Here is a 19,051-nt window from a genome sequence, read left to right on the forward strand (position 1 = left end):
TGGTGTGGTGGACCGTTATGACCGGGTGAAGTTGACCAACCCGGACAAGGTGCTGTACCCCGCGACGGGCGCGCGGTCGGAGCCGGTCACCAAGGCCGAGGTCTTCGACTACTACATCAATGTCGCAGCGGGAATGCTGCCGCACATCGCCGGGCGCGCGGTGACCCGCAAACGGTGGCCCAACGGCGTCGAGCAGGAAGCCTTCTTCGAGAAGCAGCTGGCCTCGTCGGCGCCGGACTGGCTGGACCGCGCCACTCTCGTCCACAAGTCGGGCAGCACCACCTACCCGGTGATCGACACCGTCGAGGGGCTGGCCTGGATCGCGCAGCAGGCGGCGCTGGAAGTGCACGTGCCGCAGTGGCGCTTCGAGCAGGGCGAGATGGGTCCGGCGACGCGTGTGGTGTTCGATCTGGATCCGGGCGAGGGGGTGACGTTTCGCCAGCTGTGTGAGGTGGCCCATGAGGTGCGGGATCTGATCACCGACATCGGCCTGAGAACTTTCCCGCTGACCAGCGGCAGCAAGGGGATCCACCTGTACGTCCCGTTGGATGTGCCGATCAGCTCGCGCGGTGCGTCGGTGCTGGCCAAGCGGGTGGCGCAGCAGCTCGAACAGATGATGCCCAAGCAGGTCACCGCCACCATGACCAGGAGTCTGCGTGCGGGCAAGGTGTTCGTGGACTGGAGCCAGAACAACGGCAACAAGACCACCATCGCCCCGTACTCGTTGCGCGGACGCGAACACCCGACCGTCGCCGCACCGCGCACCTGGGAGGAGATCGAGGACCCGGACCTACGGCACCTGATGTTCGACGAGGTGCTCGACCGGCTGGACCGCGACGGCGATCTGCTCGCCGACCTCGACCCGCCGCTGCCGGTACCCGACCGGTTGACCCGCTACCGCAGCATGCGCGACACCGCGAAGACGCCCGAACCGATTCCGCCGGACGCGCCGAAAACGGGCAACAACGATGCGTTCGTCATCCAGGAGCACCATGCCCGCCGATTGCACTACGACTTCCGGCTGGAACGTGACGGCGTGCTGGTCAGCTGGGCGGTCCCGAAGAACCTGCCCGAAACCCCGGCCGTGAACCATCTCGCCGTGCACACCGAGGACCATCCGATGGAGTACCTCACCTTCGCCGGCGAGATCCCGAAGGGGGAGTACGGCGGCGGCGAGGTTTACATCTGGGACACCGGCACCTATGAGACCGAGAAGTTCAACGACCATCCGCCCGACGGTCCCGACAAGGGCGGGGAGGTGATCGTCACCCTGCACGGCAACAAGATCCGGGGCCGCTATGCGCTGATCCAGACCGGCGGCAAGAACTGGCTCGCGCACCGGACCAAAGACCAGCCCGGTCTGAGCGTCACCGACCTGTCCCCGATGCTGACCACCGAAGGGTCCGTGGAACGGTTGACCAAGGGACAGTGGGCTTTCGAAGGCAAATGGGATGGCTATCGGCTGCTCGTCGAGGCCGATCACGGGTCGTTGTCGCTGCGGTCGCGCCGCGGACGTGATGTCACCGCCGAGTACCCGCAGCTGCAGGCGCTGGCCGCTGACCTCGCCGAGCACCACGTGATCCTCGACGGCGAGGCGGTCGCGCTCGACGAGTCCGGAGTGCCCAGCTTCGGCGAGATGCAGAACCGGGCCCGGTCCACGCGGGTGGAGTTCTGGGCCTTCGACATGCTGTTCCTCGACGGTCGGTCGCTGTTGAAAGCCAAGTACTCCGATCGCCGCAAGGTGCTCGAAGCCCTCGCCGAGGGCGGTGGGTTGATCGTGCCCGCGCAGCTGCCCGGCGACGGACCCGAGGCCCTGGAGGCCGCGCGGAAGCAGCGATGGGAGGGCGTCGTCGCCAAGAAGCGCGACTCCACCTACCAGCCTGGCCGGCGGTCGTCGGCGTGGATCAAGGACAAGCTGTGGAACACGCAGGAAGTCGTGATCGGGGGTTGGCGGCAAGGTGAAGGCGGGCGGACCAGTGGGATCGGCGCCCTGCTGCTCGGCATCCCGGGCGAGGACGGATTGCAGTTCGTCGGCCGTGTCGGTACCGGCTTCACTGACAAGGAGCTGGCGGCCCTGAAGAAGACTTTGGCGCCACTGCACACCGACGAATCACCCTTCGCCGCACCGCTTCCCCGGCAGGATGCCAAGGGTGTGACCTTCGTGCGTCCCGAGCTGGTGGGGGAGGTGCGCTACAGCGAACGCACCTCCGACGGACGCCTGCGACAGGCGAGTTGGCGTGGCCTGCGTGACGACAAGACGCCCGACGAGGTCGTCTGGGAATAGCTGCGTCGGACGTGCCTCATGTCAGAGGGCGTACGCACGGTGTTCGGCGACAGCCACTGCCCGAGCCGCACGGCAGGAGCGTCACCACCAAGATCACCCGAACTGTCACCGATGTCCTGAGACATAACACGTCCGGCCGCCTAGATTTGTCGGTGGTCGAATGTATGTTCGAAGTGTGTCGGGTGTGGCTGTGCGGGAGGCGGTTTCGGCGGTGCGCGCCGCCGTGGACGCGCTCGCCGCCTGCGATCTGGACCTGCTGACCCGGCCGGAACTGGTGGCCGCGTTGGATGAGTTGGAGACGGTGGGGTGTCGGCTGCCCGCTGTCCGTCACCGGCTGCTGGCCCGGTTGCAGGATGAAGCGACCCCGCAGCAGATGGGCGCCAAATCGTGGAAAGAAGTGCTCTCGGTGCGGTGGCGCATCTCGCGCGGCGAGGCCGGCCGCCGGCTGACCGAGGCCGCGCTGCTCGCGCCGCGTCAGCCGATCACTGGGCCGGCGCTGCCGCCGGCGCTGCCTGCCACTGCCGCCGCCCAGGCCCACGGCCTGATCAACGACGAACACGTCGAGGTGATCCGCAAAGCCATCAACAAGCTGCCCGGCTTCGTCGACACCACCACCCGCGAGAAGTTCGAGCTCGACCTGGTGCGCAACGCGGTCGGGGCCGGGCCCAAAGAACTCCAGGATGCCGCCGCGCTCACCCTGTTCCTGCTCGATCAGGACGGGCCCGAACCCGACGAGCACGAACGCGCCCGCAAACGCGGGGTGTCGATGGGCAAGCAGCGCGACGACGGAACGACTTCGGTCACCGCCGAGTGGACCCCCGAAGCCCGCGCGGTCTGGGAAGTCATCTTCGCCAAATACGCCGCACCCGGGATGTGCAACCCCGACGACCCCCAACCCTGCACCTCCGGCACGCCGACCCAAGCCCAGATCGACAACGACCACCGCAGCCTGGCCCAACGCCAACACGACGCGATGGTCGCCGCCGGACGCATCGTGCTGATGAGCGGTGAACTCGGCCACCTCAACGGGCTTCCGGTGTCGGTCATCATCCGCACCACGCTGCAAGATCTCGAATCCCGGGCCGGGATCGGCACCACCGGTGCGGGCACCGTGTTGCCGATCGCCGAGGTGCTCCGGCTAGCTTCCCACGCCCACCACTATTTGGCGGTGTTCGACCGCGCCACCGGCTCCGCACTGGACCTGTTCCGCACTAGACGCACCGCGTCCCCGGCCCAGCGGATCATGCTGATCGCCCGCGACGGCGGCTGCACCAAACCCGGCTGCACCATCGGCGCCTACGGCTGCCAGGTCCACCACGCCGCCGGCGACTGGGCCCACGGCGGCAACACCAACATCGACGAACTCGCCCTGGCCTGCGGCCCCGACAACCGCCTCGTCGACACCGACAACGGCTGGACCACGCGCATCACCGGCGGCGACGTCGAATGGATCCCCCCACCCCACCTCGACACCGGGCAGGCCCGGCTCAACAACTACCACCGCCCCGAACGCCTGCTGCGCCCACCCGAACCAGAATGGCTCAGCGACAACGACACCGAGGATCTCTACCCGGCGCAGCCCGCCGACAGCGAAAAGGGAGACACCGCACCACCGGCCGACGGCCCGAGCAGGCCCGGCGAGCCCGGCCAACCCGGCGGACCCGCGCCCCCCGACAACCACGCAGCCTGACGGCTACGACCTTGACGACCGGTGTCTGGTCTTCAGGGCTGATCAACGCCGTCTTGGGCCAGCGGTCGGTAGGAATAACGCTGCGGTACAGAGCCTTTGGTGCCAAGGCGAGGCAGCCAAGGCTTCATCAGTCAGCTGGGTACGGCAGCCTCGAGCGCCTGCTGCAGCCCGCGGGTCGCCAGCTGGTCGGCCAACTCGTTGTCGGCGATGCCCGAATGGCCTTTCACCCAGAACCATTCGACCTGATGCCGCTCGCAGGCCACTCGAAGGCGCTGCCACAGGTCGACGTTCTTCACCGGTTGTTTGGCGGCCGTCAGCCAGCCGTTGCGTTCCCAACCGAGCACCCACTTGGTGATCCCGTTGCGCACGTAGGTGCTATCGGTGTGCAGATGCACGATCACCGGTCGGGTCAGCGCTTCGAGCGCCATGATCGGCGCCATCAGCTCCATCCGGTTGTTGCTCGTCATCGCGGGCTCGCCGCCGAACATCTCGCGAACGTGGTGGCGCTGGCGCAACACCGCACCCCAGCCACCGGGTCCGGGGTTGGGGCGGCATCCGCCGTCGGTGTGGATGATGACGGGGTCACCGGCGGGCGCGCTCACGAGTTCTGAGGATAGGCCGCTGAGATCATCGCGGTCCGGACCGACATTCCGAAGTCGAGATTGCGCAGCGTGGTGATACGGCGTCCGGGCTGCACGGCGTTCTTGATCGGGCCGGTGCCCCCGCCCAGGAACGCGACGGTCGCGTCGATGTCGGCAACCACGTAAGTGATGCCCCACAGCGTGGAGGGTCCGTGCCCAGCCGCGCCGGGTGCGCCCACGACCTCGAGGATGATCTCACCCAGCCGGAAGAAGATCTGGCGGATTTCTCGACCGCCGAGTTCGGCCTCCCGTTCACGACGAGGCACCAACCCGACGGCTGCCAGTGCGGCGACCGTTCGCGTCAGATCGGGGGACATCAGCACGACATGGTCGATGCCGGTCACCCCGTTGTCGTGGGTGGTGGGGTTCGTCGCACCACCCTGGTCGGATCGTTCGGTCGGGATGCCGTCGAGGTCACCGGAAATCTCGGTCCCGAGGCCACCCAACGCCCAGCCGACGACTCCGGTGCCATGTCCGCTGCCCAGCAGACGGATACGCACACCACCGACGCGGCAGACGTCGTCGGCGTCGACGGTGAATCCGGCCTGCCGCCACGCATCCGGAGGATCGGCGACCCGCAGTTCGTCTACGGTGACGGTCATCGCCTCAGGGTAAATGTCGGTACCTCGGCCTAGCTTGTGGGCATGGAAAGAAGTGATGCGGTCTCGGTCGCGGCGGTGGTACCCACACCCGAGCTGCTCGTGCAGATGACGAGGCAGAAGCCGGCCTGCTGGGCCTGGGCGGCCTTCGCTTCGGCCCTGTTTCAGCGCTGGGCACTGCTGGAGGCCCGTAAGGTCCGCCAGGTGCTCGGCGGTGCGGGGCCGCCGGCGGAGCGCATCGACCGTGCGCAGGACATCGCTTGCTTCGTGACGGAGCAGATGCGCGGGGTCGACGACATCGTCGCCGAGGTGAACGCCTTCCTGGCCGGCCCGACGTTCGCCACCGCCTTCGGAGATCCGGCCGACGCGCGAGCCGGCGACGCCGACGGGATCTTGAGAGCCGCCGAGTACCTCGGTGACTGCTACGAGCGCATGCTGGAAACGGCCGAGCGGTGCCGCAGCTACTCCGTCCCCGGGCCGTACGCCGCGCTGCTCGCCGATTGCACGCGGTTCGCCAATCAGCACCTGCAGGATTTCGGTGCATTCATCAACGACGTGCTGGCGCGCCTCGAGCAGTTGCAGAACCAGGTGATGCTCTGTCAGAAGCCGACGCCGCATGATGCGCTGCGCGTGAGGACCACCACCGATGCGACGCTGATCTGGTCGATCCTCGACCGGGTGCGCGCGATGGAGTAGGGGCACCGTCGCGGGGATCAGCTCCGCGTGGTGGGGTGGTTCCACCGCTGGTGCGAAGGTTGGAGGCAGGCAGATGAAATTCGGGATCTCGACGTTCGTCAACGACGACACCATCGACGCGGTCTCGCTGGCTCGGGCGGTCGAGGAGCGCGGCTTCGACGCATTGGCCATCGCTGAGCACACCCACATCCCGGCCAGCCGCGAATCGGCCTACCCGGGGGGAGGTGAGCTGCCCGGCATCTACTACCGCACGCTGGACCCCTTCGTCACGCTCGCGGCCGCCGCGGCGGTCACGTCCCGCATCGAGTTGATCACCGGCATCGCGTTGCTGATCCAGCGCGACCCGATCATCACGGCCAAGGAAGCCGCCAGCATCGACCTGATCTCTGGGGGACGGTTCGTGTTCGGCGTGGGCGCCGGCTGGAACATCGAAGAACTGCGCCACCACGGCACCGAACCGAAGACCCGCGGCGCCCTCCTCGACGAGCGCATCGAGGCCATCAAAACGCTGTGGACCGACGAACCCGCTGAGTACCACGGACGCTTCGTCGACTTCGATGCGTCCTACCTGCGTCCCAAGCCGGTGCAGCAGCCGCACCCGCCGATCCTGATCGGCGGCAACTCCGACGCCACCGTCAAGCGCATCATCCGCCACGGTGCAGGCTGGATCTCCAACCCGTTGCCGCCCGCAATGCTCGCGCAGCGCGTCGAGCAGATCCGGGACGTTGCAGGCCACGACGTACCGCTGACGACCTTCGGGACACCGCCCGACGCCGACTACTGGGCAGCCCTGGACGACCTCGGGTACCGGCAGGCGAACGTGCTGTTGCCCACCAAGCCGCTCGACGAGTCGCTCACACTGCTCGATGCGATCGCCGAGAAGGTCGCCGCCTACCGCGGCTGACGCTCAACGGGTCAGTCGTCATCCTTCTTGTCGTCTGACTCGGACCCGTCGGACTTCGCTTCGTCGTCCGAGTCGCCGTCGTCGTCCGAGTCGTCGTCATCCGAGTCGCCGTCGTCGGAGTCGCCGTCTTTCGACGACGCGACGAACTCGAGTACGGCCCAGTGACTCGGTGACAGCAGCACCGACCACTCGCCTTCCTTGCGTCCGAGCTTGAGGACGCCGTCGTCGATCTCCCAGATCGTGTCATCGTCGTGCTGGGACTCTTGGCCATCGGAGTAGGTAAGTTTGAACGCCATGCTCCGGAATGCCCACAATCCGGTCGGGGCTAACCTGCCCGGTCTCAGCTAGATCCGTGGCCGGCGCCCGAGGAACGTGTGGACGATATTGCGCTGCCACCCCGGGACCGTCATCTCCTCGACATCGGTGAACCCGGTGCGCCGCAACCGATCCTGGAAGGCGTTCACCCCGTCGAACCCGTTGACGCTGCGCCGCAGGTAACGGTAGAGGCCGGCATCGCCGGACCGGGCCCGGCCCGCCGGGATGATCACCGTGGCGCAGACGGCGTTCCACACGGCGCTGGCCACCCGGGAATCACGCACCGAGTATTCGTGCACCGCGAGGACGCCGCCGGGTCGCAGCAGCTCCCATAGCGCCCGCAGCACCGGGTCGGGGTCGGGGAGGTTGCGCACCAGGTAGGCGGCCAGGATGCCGTCGAACGGTCCCGCGACACCGGCCGCGGCCAGCTGCTCGGCGCGGCTGTGCACGAAGGTGACTGCACCCGGCCAGTGCTTGGACCGGGCCTCGTCGAGCATGCCGGCCGACCCGTCGACGGCGACGATCTCCGCGTGCGGCGCGGCGTCGAGCAGTGCTGCGGTCGACGCGCCCGTCCCGCAGCCGATGTCGAGCAACCGCAGGCCTCGTCCCTGGTCGGGCAGTTGCATCCGACGCGCCGAGAGCTTCAGGTGGTCGTGGTAGCCCGGATTGGCGCTGACCAGGACGTCATAGGATTTCGCCCCGGCGTCGAAGGCGCCAGGAACGTCGTAGGGCCCAGCAGTCATCGGGTTCGACTCTACCGACATCCCGACCGTCCGCAGCCGAGTCGGCGTTATTGTTCAAAATTGTTCCGCTCCAACGCGTTTACGGATCCACTCGTGACCAGCAGGTCTCGTGGGGTGACATATGGGGCTACAGTCGACGGTGGTCACGCACGATCACCTCGAGGAGCCGGCCGGTTCCAGAGGCCGACTGGGACGTAAGGACAGGGTTTGGCGCGCTATCTTCTTGCCGCGACCCCGCTTCGCGGCCACCTGATGCCGATGCTGGTAATCGGCTCCGGTCTGCAGTCGCTCGGCCACGACATCACCGTGCTGACCGGCTCCGAGTTCGCGGATACCGTGCGGGCAGCCGGTCTGGAGATGGTCGCGCTGCCCGATGAGGTCCGGATCGACCCGCCGGCCGGGGCTCCTCTGCTGATGCGCAAGCTGCCTGCCCCGTTGCGTCGCTTCTGGCTGGGCCGCGCGGAACTGCGGTCGGTGTTCGTCGAGCCGATGGCGGCCGAGGCGCACGCGCTGCGCGGGATCCTCGCAGGCACCCGCGTCGATGCCATCCTGGCCGACGTCACGTTCACCGGGGCGCTCGCGGTCCTGTTGGGCGATGCCGGCCGACCGCCGATCGTGGCGTGCGGCGTCGCGCCGCTGACGTTGTCGAGTGCCGACACGCCACCCTTCGGCATGGCATGGCAGCCCACGCAGGGTGCGGACTATCGCCGGATGACCCGCGTCGCGCAGCGGGTGATCATGCGCGACAGTCAACGCGCGTTCGACGCCGCGCTGCGTGGCGCGGGCGGCGGCGGTGCGCCGGTGTTCGTCAGCGACTGGCCGCGACTGGCCGACGCAGTGGTCCAGCTGTCGGTGGCGGGATTCGAGTACCCGCGCAGCGATCTGCCCGAGACCGTCGAGTTCGTCGGGCCCGCGCTGCCGCCTCCCGACGCGTCGTTCCAGCCGCCGACGTGGTGGTCCGACCTCAGCGCTGCGGCGACGGTCGTGCTGGTCACCCAGGGCACCTTCGACAACACGAACCTCGACCAACTGATCACCCCGACACTGCGGGGGCTCGCCGATCGCCCCGATGTCCTCGTCATTGCCACGACCGGCGGCAGAGCCGGTCAACAGCTGCCCGAGCACATCCCGGCCAATGCACGTGTGACCGACTGGGTGCCCTACTCGGCGCTGATGCCGCATGTCGACGTGATGATCACCAACGGTGGCTACGGAGGTGTGCAGTACGCGCTGAGCCACGGCGTGCCGCTGGTGGTGGCCGGGGAGACCTCCGACAAGGCCGAGGTGGCTGCGCGCGTGGCTTTCAGCGGGGTCGGCATCGACCTCAAGACCTCGACCCCGACCCCGGAGGCCGTACGTGCCGCCGTGATGCGCGTCCGCGACGACGACCGCTACCGGTCCGCCGGGCAACGGCTGCGCGCCGAAATCGACTCGGCGACACCGATCGACGCCATCGCGAACGCGCTCAAACGCTGTTGCGACGTCTGACTAGACCTTGGAGATGACGTTTTCGGCGAACATCTCCAAATTGCGGATCTTCGCGTCCAGCGGCTCGGTGTCCTGCCCCATGATGTAGGGGATCCGGAACCCGACGATCACGTCGGTGACACCCTTGTCCTCCAGACGTTTGATGCCGTCCGGCGTGTACGCGTCCAGTGAGATCACGTGCACTTCGTAGTCGTCCCGGTCGGCGGTCTCGGCGTCCTCACGGAACCGAGCCAGCTTCTCGAGCAGCGGGTCGAGTTCCTCGGGGTCGCCGCCGCCGTGCATCCAGCCGTCGTTGCGGGCCGCGCGCCGCAGCGCGGCGTCGGCGTGCCCGCCGATCAGGATCGGCACCGGCCGGGACGGGGCCGGCGTCATCTTCGTCTTGGGCACGTCGTAGAACTCGCCATGGAACTCGAAATAGTCACCGGAGGTCAGACCGCGGATGATCTCGATGCACTCGTCCATCCGCTTGCCGCGCCGTGCGAACGGCACGTCCATCAACTCGTAGTCCTCCGGCCACGGGCTGGTGCCCACGCCGAGACCCAGGCGGTTGTCGAACAGCGCGGCCAGCGAGCCGGCCTGCTTGGCCACCAGCGCCGGGGGCCGGATCGGCAATTTCAGCACGAAGTGGTTGAAGCGCAGCGTGGTGGTGACTGCGCACAGTGCCGCGGTCAGCACGAACGCCTCGATGAAGGCCTTGCCGTCGAGGAACTCCCGGTTGCCGTCGGGGGTGTACGGATACTTCGAATCCGACTCGAACGGATACGCGATGCTGTCCGGGATCGTCATCGCGTGGTAGCCGGCCGCCTCCGCGGCCTTGGCCAGCGGAATGTAGTACGTCGGGTCGGTCATCGCTTCGGCATAGGTGAATCGCACGACCGCGATACTAGAACACGTTCTAGTTCAATCCCGAGGTTTGGCGATTTCGTCAGCGAACGGGGGCGCGCCGTCACCGGCGACGGTGAGGCTGCCCCACGGCGTGCGTTCGACCACGCGCGCCTGCACCTCGTGTCCGGCAACGGACAGCGACACGACCCGCCGGCTGCGAAGCAAGTCGTCCGGCAGGTCGCCGGTGAGGGTTCCGCGCCAGTGATATCGGCCGTCGATCGCGGCCAGATTTCCGGTGAGTCTGGCACGTGCGGCAATGTCGCGGCCGTCGAGGGAAATGGCGACGGGACCGTCGTACACGTCGTCGTCGGCGGCGGGTGCCGCTCCGCTCAGGTAGAAGCGCGCTGCCACGGGTTGGGGGAGCCATGAGCGCACCCTGACCCGCGATTTCGCTTCCATCCGCGTCGCCTCGGAGCGGGCCATGAGATCGAGGCAGCGGGCTACGAAACGGGTTTGCAAGCCCACGTCCGGGCCCGGTGTGCGGAAGTAGTTCGGCATCCCGTGCACGGCCACGGTGTGATCGAAGGATGCCCGGGTGTCGACCACGGTGCGGGCGGTGACCGTGTCACCGTCCGCCGCGCGCACCGTCCACATGTCGGTGGTGGCGTCGTAGCAGCGTTCGGCGATGTCGGCGACCAGGGTCCCGGCGATGGCACGGCTTGCCCCGATCACGATGGTGGTCACAGGAATCCGGCCCTGCGCCACAGGCTTCGGCCGATCCGTCCCATCAGCCCGACGTCGTCGAAGAAGGCTGCCAGCGACGCGAACGACGATACGCAGCTGGCCCGGAAGTGGGGGTTGGCCCGTGCCGCGGCGCGCATCCGCCTCCCGTCGAGACCTGCGCGCCGGTACTGGATCGGCAGGGTGAACAACATGCGGTAGAACGGCCCGCCGACGCCGTGCAGATTGGCGAGGACGAACCTGCGGTGGCGCGGCATCGTCGGCACCGATTTGCGCAGGCCGTCTCGCGCGAACTGGATGTGGCGCGCCTCCTCGGTGACGTGGATACGCATCAGCCGCGAGACGATCGGCTGCAGGTCGGGATCATCGAGGATCTGCCGCTGCAGCGCGTCGAAGATCTCCTCGCCGACCAGCGCGGCGCCCCACAACACGTCACCGCGGAACACGAACGGCAGTGAATTGATGACGATGCGATGGAAAAGCCTGGGACGCACCGGAGTTCCGCCGATCCGAGCGATCGTCTTGCCGAACATGACCATGTGGCGGGTCTCGTCACCCAGTTCGGTCAGCGCATAGTGGGTGGTGGCGGCCGTGGGGTTCTTGTGCATCAGATCCCGCAACAACGCCTGGTTGAGAATGTTCTCGAACCAGATGCCGGCCGAGAGGATGTTGACCAGTTCCTGGCGGCTGAGTTCGATCTGCTCGCGACGGCTCATGGCCTCCCATTGGGGAGTGCCGTAGAGCGTGACGACCTGCGGGGGCAGGAAGAACTTGTCGGGATCCAGGGGCGCGTCCCAGTCGATGTCGACCACCGGTGCGTAGGACTTTTTGACCGATCCCTTGAGGAGCCGCTCGGCGAACTCCTCCCGGGTCGTCTTGGCTGCCGTCATCGTTAAAAGCTAGGGAAGCCGGCCGCATCATGTCAATACCCGCGGTATCGCATACCTTCGGTACTGTGCGGACGCGCTGGCGCCTGGGATCATGATCGAATGACTTCTTTTCTGCTGCGCGCCGCGCTGACCGGTCTCGCGTTGTGGCTCGTCACGCTGATCGTGCCCGGTATCGCGTTCGTCGGCGGCGACACCACGCTCGCGCGCGTCGGCGTCATCTTCGTCGTCGCAGTGGTCTTCGGGCTGGTCAACGCGGTCATCAAGCCGATCGTGCAGATCCTGTCGATACCGCTCTACATCCTGACCCTGGGCCTGTTCCACGTCGTGATCAATGCGCTGATGCTGTGGCTCACCGGGTGGATCACCGAGCACACCACCGGGTGGGGGCTGGCCATCGACCAGTTCTGGTGGACGGCGATCTGGGCCGCGATCGTGTTGTCGATCGTCAGTTGGGTGCTGTCGCTGTTCGTCAAGGCACACTGAGAGATATGCCGGAGCTTCCCGAAGTCGAAGCGCTCGCCGACCATCTCCGCCGCCACGCGGTCGGGCTGACCGTCGCCCGTGTCGACGTCGCCGCGCTGTCGGTGCTCAAGACGTTCGATCCGCCGGTGACGGCGTTGCACGGCCAGCCGGTCACCGGAGCCGCGCGGTGGGGCAAGTACCTCGGGCTCCAGGCCGGCGAGCTCTATCTGATCACCCATCTGTCGCGGGCCGGGTGGTTGCGCTGGTCGGACAAGCTGGCCGCGGCGCCGCTGCGGCCCGGCAAGGGGCCGATCGCGTTGCGAGTGCACCTCGGCACGCCGGGGGACGCGCCGGGCTTCGATCTGACCGAGGCCGGTACCCAGAAGCGGCTGGCGGTCTGGCTCGTGCGCGATCCGCTGGCGGTGCCCCAGATCGCCGCGCTCGGACCGGACGCGTTGTCGCTGACACCGCAGGGGTTGGCCGAGGCGCTGGCCGGACACACGGGGCGGATCAAGACCGTCATCACCGATCAGAAGGTGATCGCCGGGATCGGCAACGCCTACAGCGACGAGATTCTGCACGTGGCCAAGCTGTCGCCGTTCGCGACCGCGGGCAAGCTCTCCGACGCGCAGCTGGCAGACCTGCACGACGCGATGATCTCGGTGCTGACCGACGCGGTGACCCGGCTGGTGGGTCAGCAGGCCGCGACCCTGAAGGGGGAGAAGCGGTCCGGACTACGGGTGCACGCCCGCACAGGCCTGCCCTGCCCGGTGTGCGGCGACACCGTGCGGGAGGTGTCGTTCGCCGACAAGTCGTTCCAGTACTGCCCGACGTGTCAGACCGGCGGCAAGGTGCTCGCCGACCGCCGGATGTCCCGCCTGCTCAAGTAGCGCCCGCTATCCTGCCGCCATGACTCGGCAGAAGATCCTGATCACCGGGGCCAGCTCGGGCCTGGGCGCGGGCATGGCTCGTGCGTTCGCCGCCAGGGGGCGTGACCTGGCGCTGTGCGCGCGCCGCACCGAGCGTCTCGACGAACTGAAGGCGGAACTGCTCGAGCGCCACCCGGGCATCACGGTCGCGGTCGCCGCGCTCGACGTCAACGACCACGAGCAGGTGCCCAAGGTGTTCGGCGCGCTGCGCGACGAACTCGGTGGGATCGACCGCGTCATCGTCAACGCCGGCATCGGCAAGGGCTATCCCCTCGGTGGCGGCAAGTTGTGGGCCAACAAGGCGACCATCGAGACGAACCTCGTCGCCGCGCTGGTGCAGATCGAAACCGCGATCGAGATGTTCACCGCGGCCGGCGGCGGACACCTGGTGCTGATCTCGTCGGTACTCGGCAACGTCGGCGTCCCCGGGCACAAGGCCGCCTACTGTGCGAGCAAGGCCGGTCTGAGCTCGTTGGGGCAGTCGCTGCGGGCGGAGTACTCGTCGGGGCCGATCAAGGTCACGGTGATCGAGCCGGGGTACATCGAATCGGAGATGACCGCCAAGTCGAATACCACGCTGCTCATGGTGGACAACGAGACCGGCGTGCGGGCGATGGTCGACGCGATCGAGAAGGAGAAGGCTCGCGCGGTGGTGCCCGGGTGGCCTTGGCGGCCGCTCGTGGAGTTGATGAAGGTCCTGCCGACACGTTTCGTCCACCGGTTCGCCTGATTCGTCGGGAACTTTCCCGAACCGGTTGCCCGCGGTCCCGGCTTTCCTAGACTGACTGGAATCAGCCAGCAGTGAGGGGAGCCGGATCGCGCGATGACCACTGAGCCGGACCTGGACGACCGACGCGCCACCCACGCCTTCCATTTCGACCGCCACACTCCGCAGTACCGCACGCAGTTCGAGCAGATCACCTCGGCGATGCACAGCCGGTGTCCGCTGGCATGGACGGACACCTACGGCGGCCACTGGGTGGCCGCGGGAGCGCAGGAGGTCTTCGAGCTGGCCCGCTGCCCGCACGTGTCCAACGACAACGACGTCGCCGGCGAGCGCAGCGGATACACCGGAATCAATATCCCGCGAGGAGAATCCAGCGTCGCGTTCCGCGGAGGCATGCTGGAGATGGACGATCCCGAACACCGCCAGTACCGCGGCCCGCTCAACGGGTACCTGTCACCGGCGGCGGTGCAGCGGTGGGTGCCTTTCGTCGACGAGGTGGTCCGCGCCTGCCTGGACGAGAAGATCGAGCAGGGGCGCATCGACTTCGTCGACGACCTGGCCAACATCGTGCCCGCGGTACTGACCCTGGCTCTGCTCGGTGTCCCGCTGCGGGAGTGGGACATCTACTGCGAACCGGCGCACGCGTCGGTGTACACGCCCGCCGACTCGCCGGACTACCGCCGGGTCGCCGATCTGGCGGTGGCCTCGGCGATGCAGATGATGGGGCACGTGGCCGACGTCCGCCGGACGCCCCGGCCCGGCCTGATCGATGCGCTGATCCGGTTGCGGATCGACGGCGAGCCCGCCCCCGACATCGAGATCATGGGCATGCTCATGCTGCTGATCGGGGGCGGATTCGACACCACGACGGCGCTGACGGCCCATGCGCTGGAGTGGCTCTCGGAGCACCCCGGCGAACGGGATCGCCTCAGCCGGGAGCGCGCCACCCTGTTGAACCCGGCGACCGAAGAGTTCCTGCGCTATTTCACACCCGCGCCCGGCGACGGTCGCACGATCGCGCACGACATCGAGGTCGACGGCGTGACCCTCAAAGAAGGCGAGCGGCTGTGGCTGTCGTGGGCCATGGCCAACCGCGACCCCACCGTCTTCGACGATCCCGATCGACTCATCCTCGATCGGAAAGGCAATCGGCACTACAGCTTCGGGCTGGGGGTGCACCGGTGTATCGGATCCAACGTCGCCCGCACGGTCTTCAAGTCGATGCTGACCGCGGTGCTGGACCGGATGCCGGACTTCCGCTGCGATCCGGCCGGGACGGTGCACTACACCACCATCGGCGTCATTCAGGGCATGCAGCATCTGCCGGCGAGCTTCACGCCGGGTCGACGGCTCGGGTCCGGGCTGGACGAGACCCTGGACAGGTTGCAGCGGGTGTGCGACGAGCAGCAACTGGCCGCGCCGATCACCGTCCGCAAGGCGGCCGCCGTAATCGATTGATTTGACAATCTGTTGGGTTTTCCCAACACTTGATTGTGTGAGTCCTGTCAGACGAGGGGAAACACGGCCCATCCACAACCGCATCGGTGTCCTGCGCGCCGAGCGGAAGATGTCCCGGGCCCAGCTTGCCGAGCTCATCGACGTCAACCCGCAGACCGTGGGAGCGCTGGAACGCGGCGATCACTATCCCAGCCTGGACCTGGCGTTCCGGATCTGCGATGTCTTCGAGTTGCCGGTCGAAGCCGTGTTCTCGCGGGAACCGTTCACCCCCTTGTCGGCCGAGCTCTACCGGAAGCACACCCGAACCTGAGGAGCATGTTCATGTCGAACGCAATCAGCGTCCTCGACCGCTACCAGCACTACCGCGCCCGGCGTTTCCTCAAACACGAACAGACCTACGCCAACTCGCTGCCGTCATGGCGGACGCAGCGGCGGCGCCGGATCCTGGTGGTGGGTCTGGCACTGACTTTCGCTGTGATGGCGGTGATCAGTGTGTTGTGCGCCTTCGGTTTCCGGATCGCGGCGCTTGCATGGATACCGGCCACCCTGATCTTCCTACCGCTGTGGGTGGCCTTGCAGATCGTGTCCGGTCGGCAGGGTGACGCCCCGAATGCCACGCTCGACGAATTCGAACTGGCACAACGCAACAACGCGCGGTCGATCGGACTGGCGATCACGCAGAACCTGATGCTGCTGCCGATCTTCTACCTCATCATCGGCTCGGTTTCGACCGACTTCGGCGATGGCAACATCGCCTATGCCGGCGGGCTGATGACGCTGACCGTACTGCTCATCGGCGGGTGCACCCCGGCGATGATCCTCGGCTGGACGCGACCCGACCCCGACGCCTGAGTGATTTCGGCGTGTTTGTCGTCGCTGTACGACGATAAACACGCCGAAATCACGCGGAACGGCCGCGCTGCGTGCGGTAGCGGCGCACCAGCGCGTCGGTCGACGAATCCGATTGTCCGGCAGGAGAATCAGCCTCGGTGAGCACCGGCAGTAGCGCCTTGGCCTGGGTCTTGCCCAGCTCCACACCCCACTGGTCGAACGAGTCGATGCCCCAGACCACGCCCTCGACGAACACCTGGTGCTCGTAGAGGGCGATCAGCTGGCCCACCACCGACGGAGTCAGCCGGTGGGCGAGAATCGAGGTGCTGGGCCGATTGCCCGGCATCACCTTGTGCGGCACCACATCTGCCGGCGTACCTTCTGCCGCGATCTCCTCCGAGGTCTTTCCGAAGGCGAGCACCTGGGTCTGGGCGAAGAAGTTGCTCATCAGCAGGTCGTGCATGCTGCCGGAACCGTCGGCGGTGGCAAGGTCGTCGGTGGGTTCGCTGAACCCGATGAAGTCGGCGGGCACCAGGCGTGTGCCCTGGTGCAGCAGTTGGTAGAACGCGTGCTGTCCGTTGGTTCCCGGCTCACCCCAGAAGATCTCTCCGGTCTGCGACGTCACCGGTGTTCCGTCCGCACGCACCGACTTACCGTTCGACTCCATCGTCAGCTGTTGCAGGTATGCCGCGAACCGGGACAGGTCGTTCGAATAGGGGAGTACCGCACGGGTTTCGGCACCGAAGAAGTTGTTGTACCAGAGTCCGATCAGACCCAGCAGTACAGGAGCGTTCACGTCGAGCGGCGCTGACCGGAAGTGTTCGTCGACGATGTGGAAGCCCTCCAGGAACTCCGCGAACCGCTCCCGGCCGATCACCGCCATCACCGACAGGCCGATCGCCGAATCCACCGAGTACCGGCCACCGACCCAGTCCCAGAAGCCGAACATGTTGTCGGTGTCGATGCCGAACTCGCTCACGAGTTCCGCGTTGGTCGACACCGCCACGAAGTGCTTGCTGACCGCGTCCTCGCCGAGTGCGTCGGTCAGCCAACGTCGCGCCGCCGTGGCGTTCGTCAGGGTCTCCAACGTCGAGAAGGTCTTCGACGCGATGATGAAAAGCGTTGCGGCCGGATCGAGTCCGTCGAGCGTGGCGACGAGGTCGGCGGGGTCGACGTTGGAGACGAAGCGCGCCGAGACGCTGGCGTCGGCGTAGTGCCGCAACGCCTGGTAGACCATCACCGGACCCAGATCCGAACCGCCGATTCCGATGTTCACCACGGTGGTGATGCGCTCACCCGTCGCGCCCCGCCACTGGCCGCTGCGCAACCGGTCGGTGAACTCACCCATCCGGTCGAGCACCTGATGCACGTCGGCGACGACGTCCTGGCCGTCCACCGTCAGCGATGCATCTCGGGGCAGCCGCAGGGGCAGCCGCAGGGCGGTGTGCAGCACCGCCCGATCCTCGGAGGTGTTGATGTGCGCGCCGGAGAACATCGCGTCACGCTTGGCCGGCAGCTCGGCGGCCTGCGCCAGATCCACCAGCAGGCCCAACGTCTCCCGGGTGATGCGGTGCTTGCTGTAGTCGATGTAGAGATCACCGACCGTCAGCGCCAACTCGGTGCCGCGCGCAGGGTCGTGAGCGAACAAGTCCCGCAGCTGCGCGGTGCTGATGTCGTCGTGATGGCGGGCCAGCGCCTGCCATGCAGGCGTGGCGGTGATGTCGGAACCCATGAGTTTCTCCTATGTCAAGCCGCTGCCGTTTGGCAAGGCTTGTGATGGTTGTTGTGATCGGTGTGGAGGTGTCCGTAGACGACGCGGGCCAGGCGGCGCTTGAGGCAGCGCAGGGCTTCGGGTGTGGAGTCGCCTGTGGTGAGGCGGCGTCGGTAGTAGGTCTGGCCGACGCCGTCGAGGCGGATCTGGGTGACCGCGATGCGGTGTAGTGCGGCGTTGAGTTGGCGGTTGCCTGACCGGGTCATCCGGACACGTCCACGGGTGTTTCCCGACCACACCGGCACCGGCGCCACCCCGGCATGGCGGGCGAAGGCCGCTTCACTTTTGAACCGGGTGACTCCGGCGGTCTCGCCGACCAGCTTGGCTGCGGTCAGCTCGCCACAGCCAGGCATGGCCAGCAGCGCCGGGGCCACGGCGCGCACCCGCGCGCCGATGCGTGTGGCCAACGTGTTGATCGTCTCGGTCAGGCGGGTGATGTCGGCCAGCTCGTCGCGGGCCAACTCGGCGACGATCCCGGTCTGGGTGTCCAACCACTGACCAAGCAGGCGGCGATGTTTGGCCAGGTCCAGCGACCGCGGTTTGGGTGCGTGTCCGGGGTCGAGTTCGTGGACCCGCCACAACAACCGGTTGATCGTCGCGGTGCGTTGGGCGACAAGGACTTCCCGGCGATCCACCAGCAGCTTGAGCTCGCGCGAGATCTCGTCATGCGAGGCGATCGGAAGATCGGGCTCACGCAGGAAACCCCGCGCGACTGCAAGTGCGTCGATCGGGTCGGACTTGCCGCGGGTACGGGCCGAGGCCCTGCTCTGGGCCATCAACTTCGGGGGGACCCGCACCACCTTCTGGCCCAGGGCCAACAGATCGCGTTCCAGACGCGCCGACAGATGCCGGCAGTCCTCGATCGCCCAGACGACATCGTCGCCGAACCGTTGCCGGGCCCACATCACCATCTCGGCATGCCCAGCGGTGATCGCGGTGACGGTCTTCTCAGCGAGCTTGCGGCCCACCTCGTCGACGGCGACGAAGGTGTGGGTGCGCTTGTGTACATCGGCTCCAACAACAACCATGGTGGTTGCCTCCTTCACTGTGAGGTGAC

Annotated in this window: 20 protein-coding genes; 11 read left to right on the forward strand and 9 right to left on the reverse strand. The window is 67.2% G+C overall.

The window, feature by feature from the left end:
* Window positions 1-4 precede the first annotated feature (4 nt).
* Window positions 5-2,284 (forward strand): ATP-dependent DNA ligase, encoded by a 2,280-nt coding sequence (locus G6N31_RS26015; protein ID WP_163722388.1) that lies wholly within the window; start codon window positions 5-7, stop codon window positions 2,282-2,284.
* Window positions 2,285-2,444: 160 nt separating this feature from the next.
* On the forward strand, window positions 2,445-3,974 hold the full coding sequence (locus tag G6N31_RS26020; RefSeq protein ID WP_163722390.1) for an HNH endonuclease signature motif containing protein: 1,530 nt from the start codon (window positions 2,445-2,447) through the stop codon (window positions 3,972-3,974).
* A 131-nt stretch (window positions 3,975-4,105) separates the two neighbouring features.
* Here the strand turns inward: G6N31_RS26020 and rnhA are convergent, their stop codons facing one another.
* On the reverse strand, window positions 4,106-4,576 hold the full coding sequence (rnhA, locus tag G6N31_RS26025) for a ribonuclease HI (protein WP_098006667.1): 471 nt from the start codon (window positions 4,574-4,576) through the stop codon (window positions 4,106-4,108).
* The gene (locus tag G6N31_RS26030; protein WP_098006665.1) at window positions 4,573-5,217 is read right to left on the reverse strand and encodes a VOC family protein; all 645 of its coding nucleotides are present in this window, start codon (window positions 5,215-5,217) and stop codon (window positions 4,573-4,575) included. The genes rnhA and G6N31_RS26030 overlap by 4 nt, the downstream gene beginning before the upstream one ends.
* Before the next feature lie 42 nt (window positions 5,218-5,259).
* Here G6N31_RS26030 and G6N31_RS26035 point away from each other — a divergent pair, with 42 nt between their 5' ends.
* The gene (locus G6N31_RS26035; RefSeq protein ID WP_098006663.1) at window positions 5,260-5,910 is read left to right on the forward strand and encodes a hypothetical protein; all 651 of its coding nucleotides are present in this window, start codon (window positions 5,260-5,262) and stop codon (window positions 5,908-5,910) included.
* A gap of 73 nt (window positions 5,911-5,983) precedes the next feature.
* Complete coding sequence (locus tag G6N31_RS26040) at window positions 5,984-6,814, forward strand: LLM class F420-dependent oxidoreductase (protein WP_098006661.1); 831 nt, start codon at window positions 5,984-5,986, stop codon at window positions 6,812-6,814.
* 11 nt (window positions 6,815-6,825) lie between these two features.
* Here G6N31_RS26040 and G6N31_RS26045 read toward each other — a convergent pair whose 3' ends face one another.
* Together G6N31_RS26045 and G6N31_RS26050 are read right to left on the reverse strand one after the other, a co-directional pair.
* The gene (locus G6N31_RS26045) at window positions 6,826-7,110 is read right to left on the reverse strand and encodes a hypothetical protein (protein WP_098006659.1); all 285 of its coding nucleotides are present in this window, start codon (window positions 7,108-7,110) and stop codon (window positions 6,826-6,828) included.
* A gap of 48 nt (window positions 7,111-7,158) precedes the next feature.
* The gene (locus G6N31_RS26050) at window positions 7,159-7,872 is read right to left on the reverse strand and encodes a class I SAM-dependent methyltransferase (RefSeq protein WP_098006673.1); all 714 of its coding nucleotides are present in this window, start codon (window positions 7,870-7,872) and stop codon (window positions 7,159-7,161) included.
* Window positions 7,873-8,079: 207 nt separating this feature from the next.
* Between G6N31_RS26050 and G6N31_RS26055 the strand changes: the two genes are divergently transcribed.
* Entirely contained in the window at window positions 8,080-9,360 is a 1,281-nt protein-coding gene (locus G6N31_RS26055) for a glycosyltransferase (RefSeq protein ID WP_179964241.1), read from the forward strand.
* Here the strand turns inward: G6N31_RS26055 and G6N31_RS26060 are convergent, their stop codons facing one another.
* The 3 genes from G6N31_RS26060 to G6N31_RS26070 are packed head-to-tail and all read right to left on the reverse strand — an operon-like array spanning window position 9,361 to window position 11,816.
* Window positions 9,361-10,233, reverse strand: coding sequence for a TIGR03619 family F420-dependent LLM class oxidoreductase (locus G6N31_RS26060; protein WP_098006657.1), 873 nt, complete (start codon window positions 10,231-10,233; stop codon window positions 9,361-9,363).
* Between the two features lie 27 nt (window positions 10,234-10,260).
* Window positions 10,261-10,929, reverse strand: coding sequence for a DUF4873 domain-containing protein (locus G6N31_RS26065; RefSeq protein WP_098006655.1), 669 nt, complete (start codon window positions 10,927-10,929; stop codon window positions 10,261-10,263).
* A complete protein-coding gene (locus G6N31_RS26070; protein ID WP_098006653.1) occupies window positions 10,926-11,816 on the reverse strand; it encodes an AurF N-oxygenase family protein in 891 nt (296 codons plus the stop codon). The genes G6N31_RS26065 and G6N31_RS26070 overlap by 4 nt, the downstream gene beginning before the upstream one ends.
* Before the next feature lie 99 nt (window positions 11,817-11,915).
* Here G6N31_RS26070 and G6N31_RS26075 point away from each other — a divergent pair, with 99 nt between their 5' ends.
* From G6N31_RS26075 to G6N31_RS26100, 6 genes are all read left to right on the forward strand, one after another.
* Entirely contained in the window at window positions 11,916-12,299 is a 384-nt protein-coding gene (locus G6N31_RS26075; protein ID WP_098006651.1) for a phage holin family protein, read from the forward strand.
* A 5-nt stretch (window positions 12,300-12,304) separates the two neighbouring features.
* A complete protein-coding gene (locus G6N31_RS26080; RefSeq protein ID WP_098006649.1) occupies window positions 12,305-13,168 on the forward strand; it encodes an Fpg/Nei family DNA glycosylase in 864 nt (287 codons plus the stop codon).
* Window positions 13,169-13,187: 19 nt separating this feature from the next.
* Window positions 13,188-13,937 (forward strand): SDR family oxidoreductase, encoded by a 750-nt coding sequence (locus G6N31_RS26085; RefSeq protein WP_098006647.1) that lies wholly within the window; start codon window positions 13,188-13,190, stop codon window positions 13,935-13,937.
* A 93-nt stretch (window positions 13,938-14,030) separates the two neighbouring features.
* Window positions 14,031-15,392: a cytochrome P450 gene (locus G6N31_RS26090; protein ID WP_098006646.1), complete on the forward strand. Its 1,362-nt coding sequence runs from the start codon at window positions 14,031-14,033 to the stop codon at window positions 15,390-15,392.
* A 37-nt stretch (window positions 15,393-15,429) separates the two neighbouring features.
* Window positions 15,430-15,702 carry a helix-turn-helix transcriptional regulator gene (locus tag G6N31_RS26095; RefSeq protein ID WP_098006644.1) on the forward strand — a complete coding sequence of 91 codons (273 nt, stop codon included), beginning with the start codon at window positions 15,430-15,432 and terminating at the stop codon, window positions 15,700-15,702.
* Window positions 15,703-15,713: 11 nt separating this feature from the next.
* Window positions 15,714-16,244 (forward strand): hypothetical protein, encoded by a 531-nt coding sequence (locus G6N31_RS26100; RefSeq protein WP_098006669.1) that lies wholly within the window; start codon window positions 15,714-15,716, stop codon window positions 16,242-16,244.
* A 49-nt stretch (window positions 16,245-16,293) separates the two neighbouring features.
* Here the strand turns inward: G6N31_RS26100 and pgi are convergent, their stop codons facing one another.
* The gene (gene pgi / locus G6N31_RS26105) at window positions 16,294-17,955 is read right to left on the reverse strand and encodes a glucose-6-phosphate isomerase (protein WP_163722392.1); all 1,662 of its coding nucleotides are present in this window, start codon (window positions 17,953-17,955) and stop codon (window positions 16,294-16,296) included.
* A 14-nt stretch (window positions 17,956-17,969) separates the two neighbouring features.
* Entirely contained in the window at window positions 17,970-19,040 is a 1,071-nt protein-coding gene (locus G6N31_RS26110) for an IS110 family RNA-guided transposase (protein WP_179964242.1), read from the reverse strand.
* Window positions 19,041-19,051 lie beyond the last annotated feature (11 nt).

This window comes from Mycolicibacterium duvalii, assembly GCF_010726645.1.
GTDB lineage: Bacteria > Actinomycetota > Actinomycetes > Mycobacteriales > Mycobacteriaceae > Mycobacterium > Mycobacterium duvalii.

What these genes read in the sequence shown, in the direction of transcription:
- G6N31_RS26020 (WP_163722390.1), top strand. Translation starts at nt 2,445, where the DNA reads ATGTATGTTCGAAGTGTGTCGGGTGTGGCTGTGCGGGAGGCGGTTTCG.
- G6N31_RS26030 (WP_098006665.1), bottom strand. Translation starts at nt 5,217, where the DNA reads ATGACCGTCACCGTAGACGAACTGCGGGTCGCCGATCCTCCGGATGCG.
- G6N31_RS26035 (WP_098006663.1), top strand. Translation starts at nt 5,260, where the DNA reads ATGGAAAGAAGTGATGCGGTCTCGGTCGCGGCGGTGGTACCCACACCC.
- G6N31_RS26040 (WP_098006661.1), top strand. Translation starts at nt 5,984, where the DNA reads ATGAAATTCGGGATCTCGACGTTCGTCAACGACGACACCATCGACGCG.
- G6N31_RS26045 (WP_098006659.1), bottom strand. Translation starts at nt 7,110, where the DNA reads ATGGCGTTCAAACTTACCTACTCCGATGGCCAAGAGTCCCAGCACGAC.
- G6N31_RS26050 (WP_098006673.1), bottom strand. Translation starts at nt 7,872, where the DNA reads ATGACTGCTGGGCCCTACGACGTTCCTGGCGCCTTCGACGCCGGGGCG.
- G6N31_RS26070 (WP_098006653.1), bottom strand. Translation starts at nt 11,816, where the DNA reads ATGACGGCAGCCAAGACGACCCGGGAGGAGTTCGCCGAGCGGCTCCTC.
- G6N31_RS26075 (WP_098006651.1), top strand. Translation starts at nt 11,916, where the DNA reads ATGACTTCTTTTCTGCTGCGCGCCGCGCTGACCGGTCTCGCGTTGTGG.
- G6N31_RS26080 (WP_098006649.1), top strand. Translation starts at nt 12,305, where the DNA reads ATGCCGGAGCTTCCCGAAGTCGAAGCGCTCGCCGACCATCTCCGCCGC.
- G6N31_RS26085 (WP_098006647.1), top strand. Translation starts at nt 13,188, where the DNA reads ATGACTCGGCAGAAGATCCTGATCACCGGGGCCAGCTCGGGCCTGGGC.
- G6N31_RS26090 (WP_098006646.1), top strand. Translation starts at nt 14,031, where the DNA reads ATGACCACTGAGCCGGACCTGGACGACCGACGCGCCACCCACGCCTTC.
- G6N31_RS26100 (WP_098006669.1), top strand. Translation starts at nt 15,714, where the DNA reads ATGTCGAACGCAATCAGCGTCCTCGACCGCTACCAGCACTACCGCGCC.
- pgi (WP_163722392.1), bottom strand. Translation starts at nt 17,955, where the DNA reads ATGGGTTCCGACATCACCGCCACGCCTGCATGGCAGGCGCTGGCCCGC.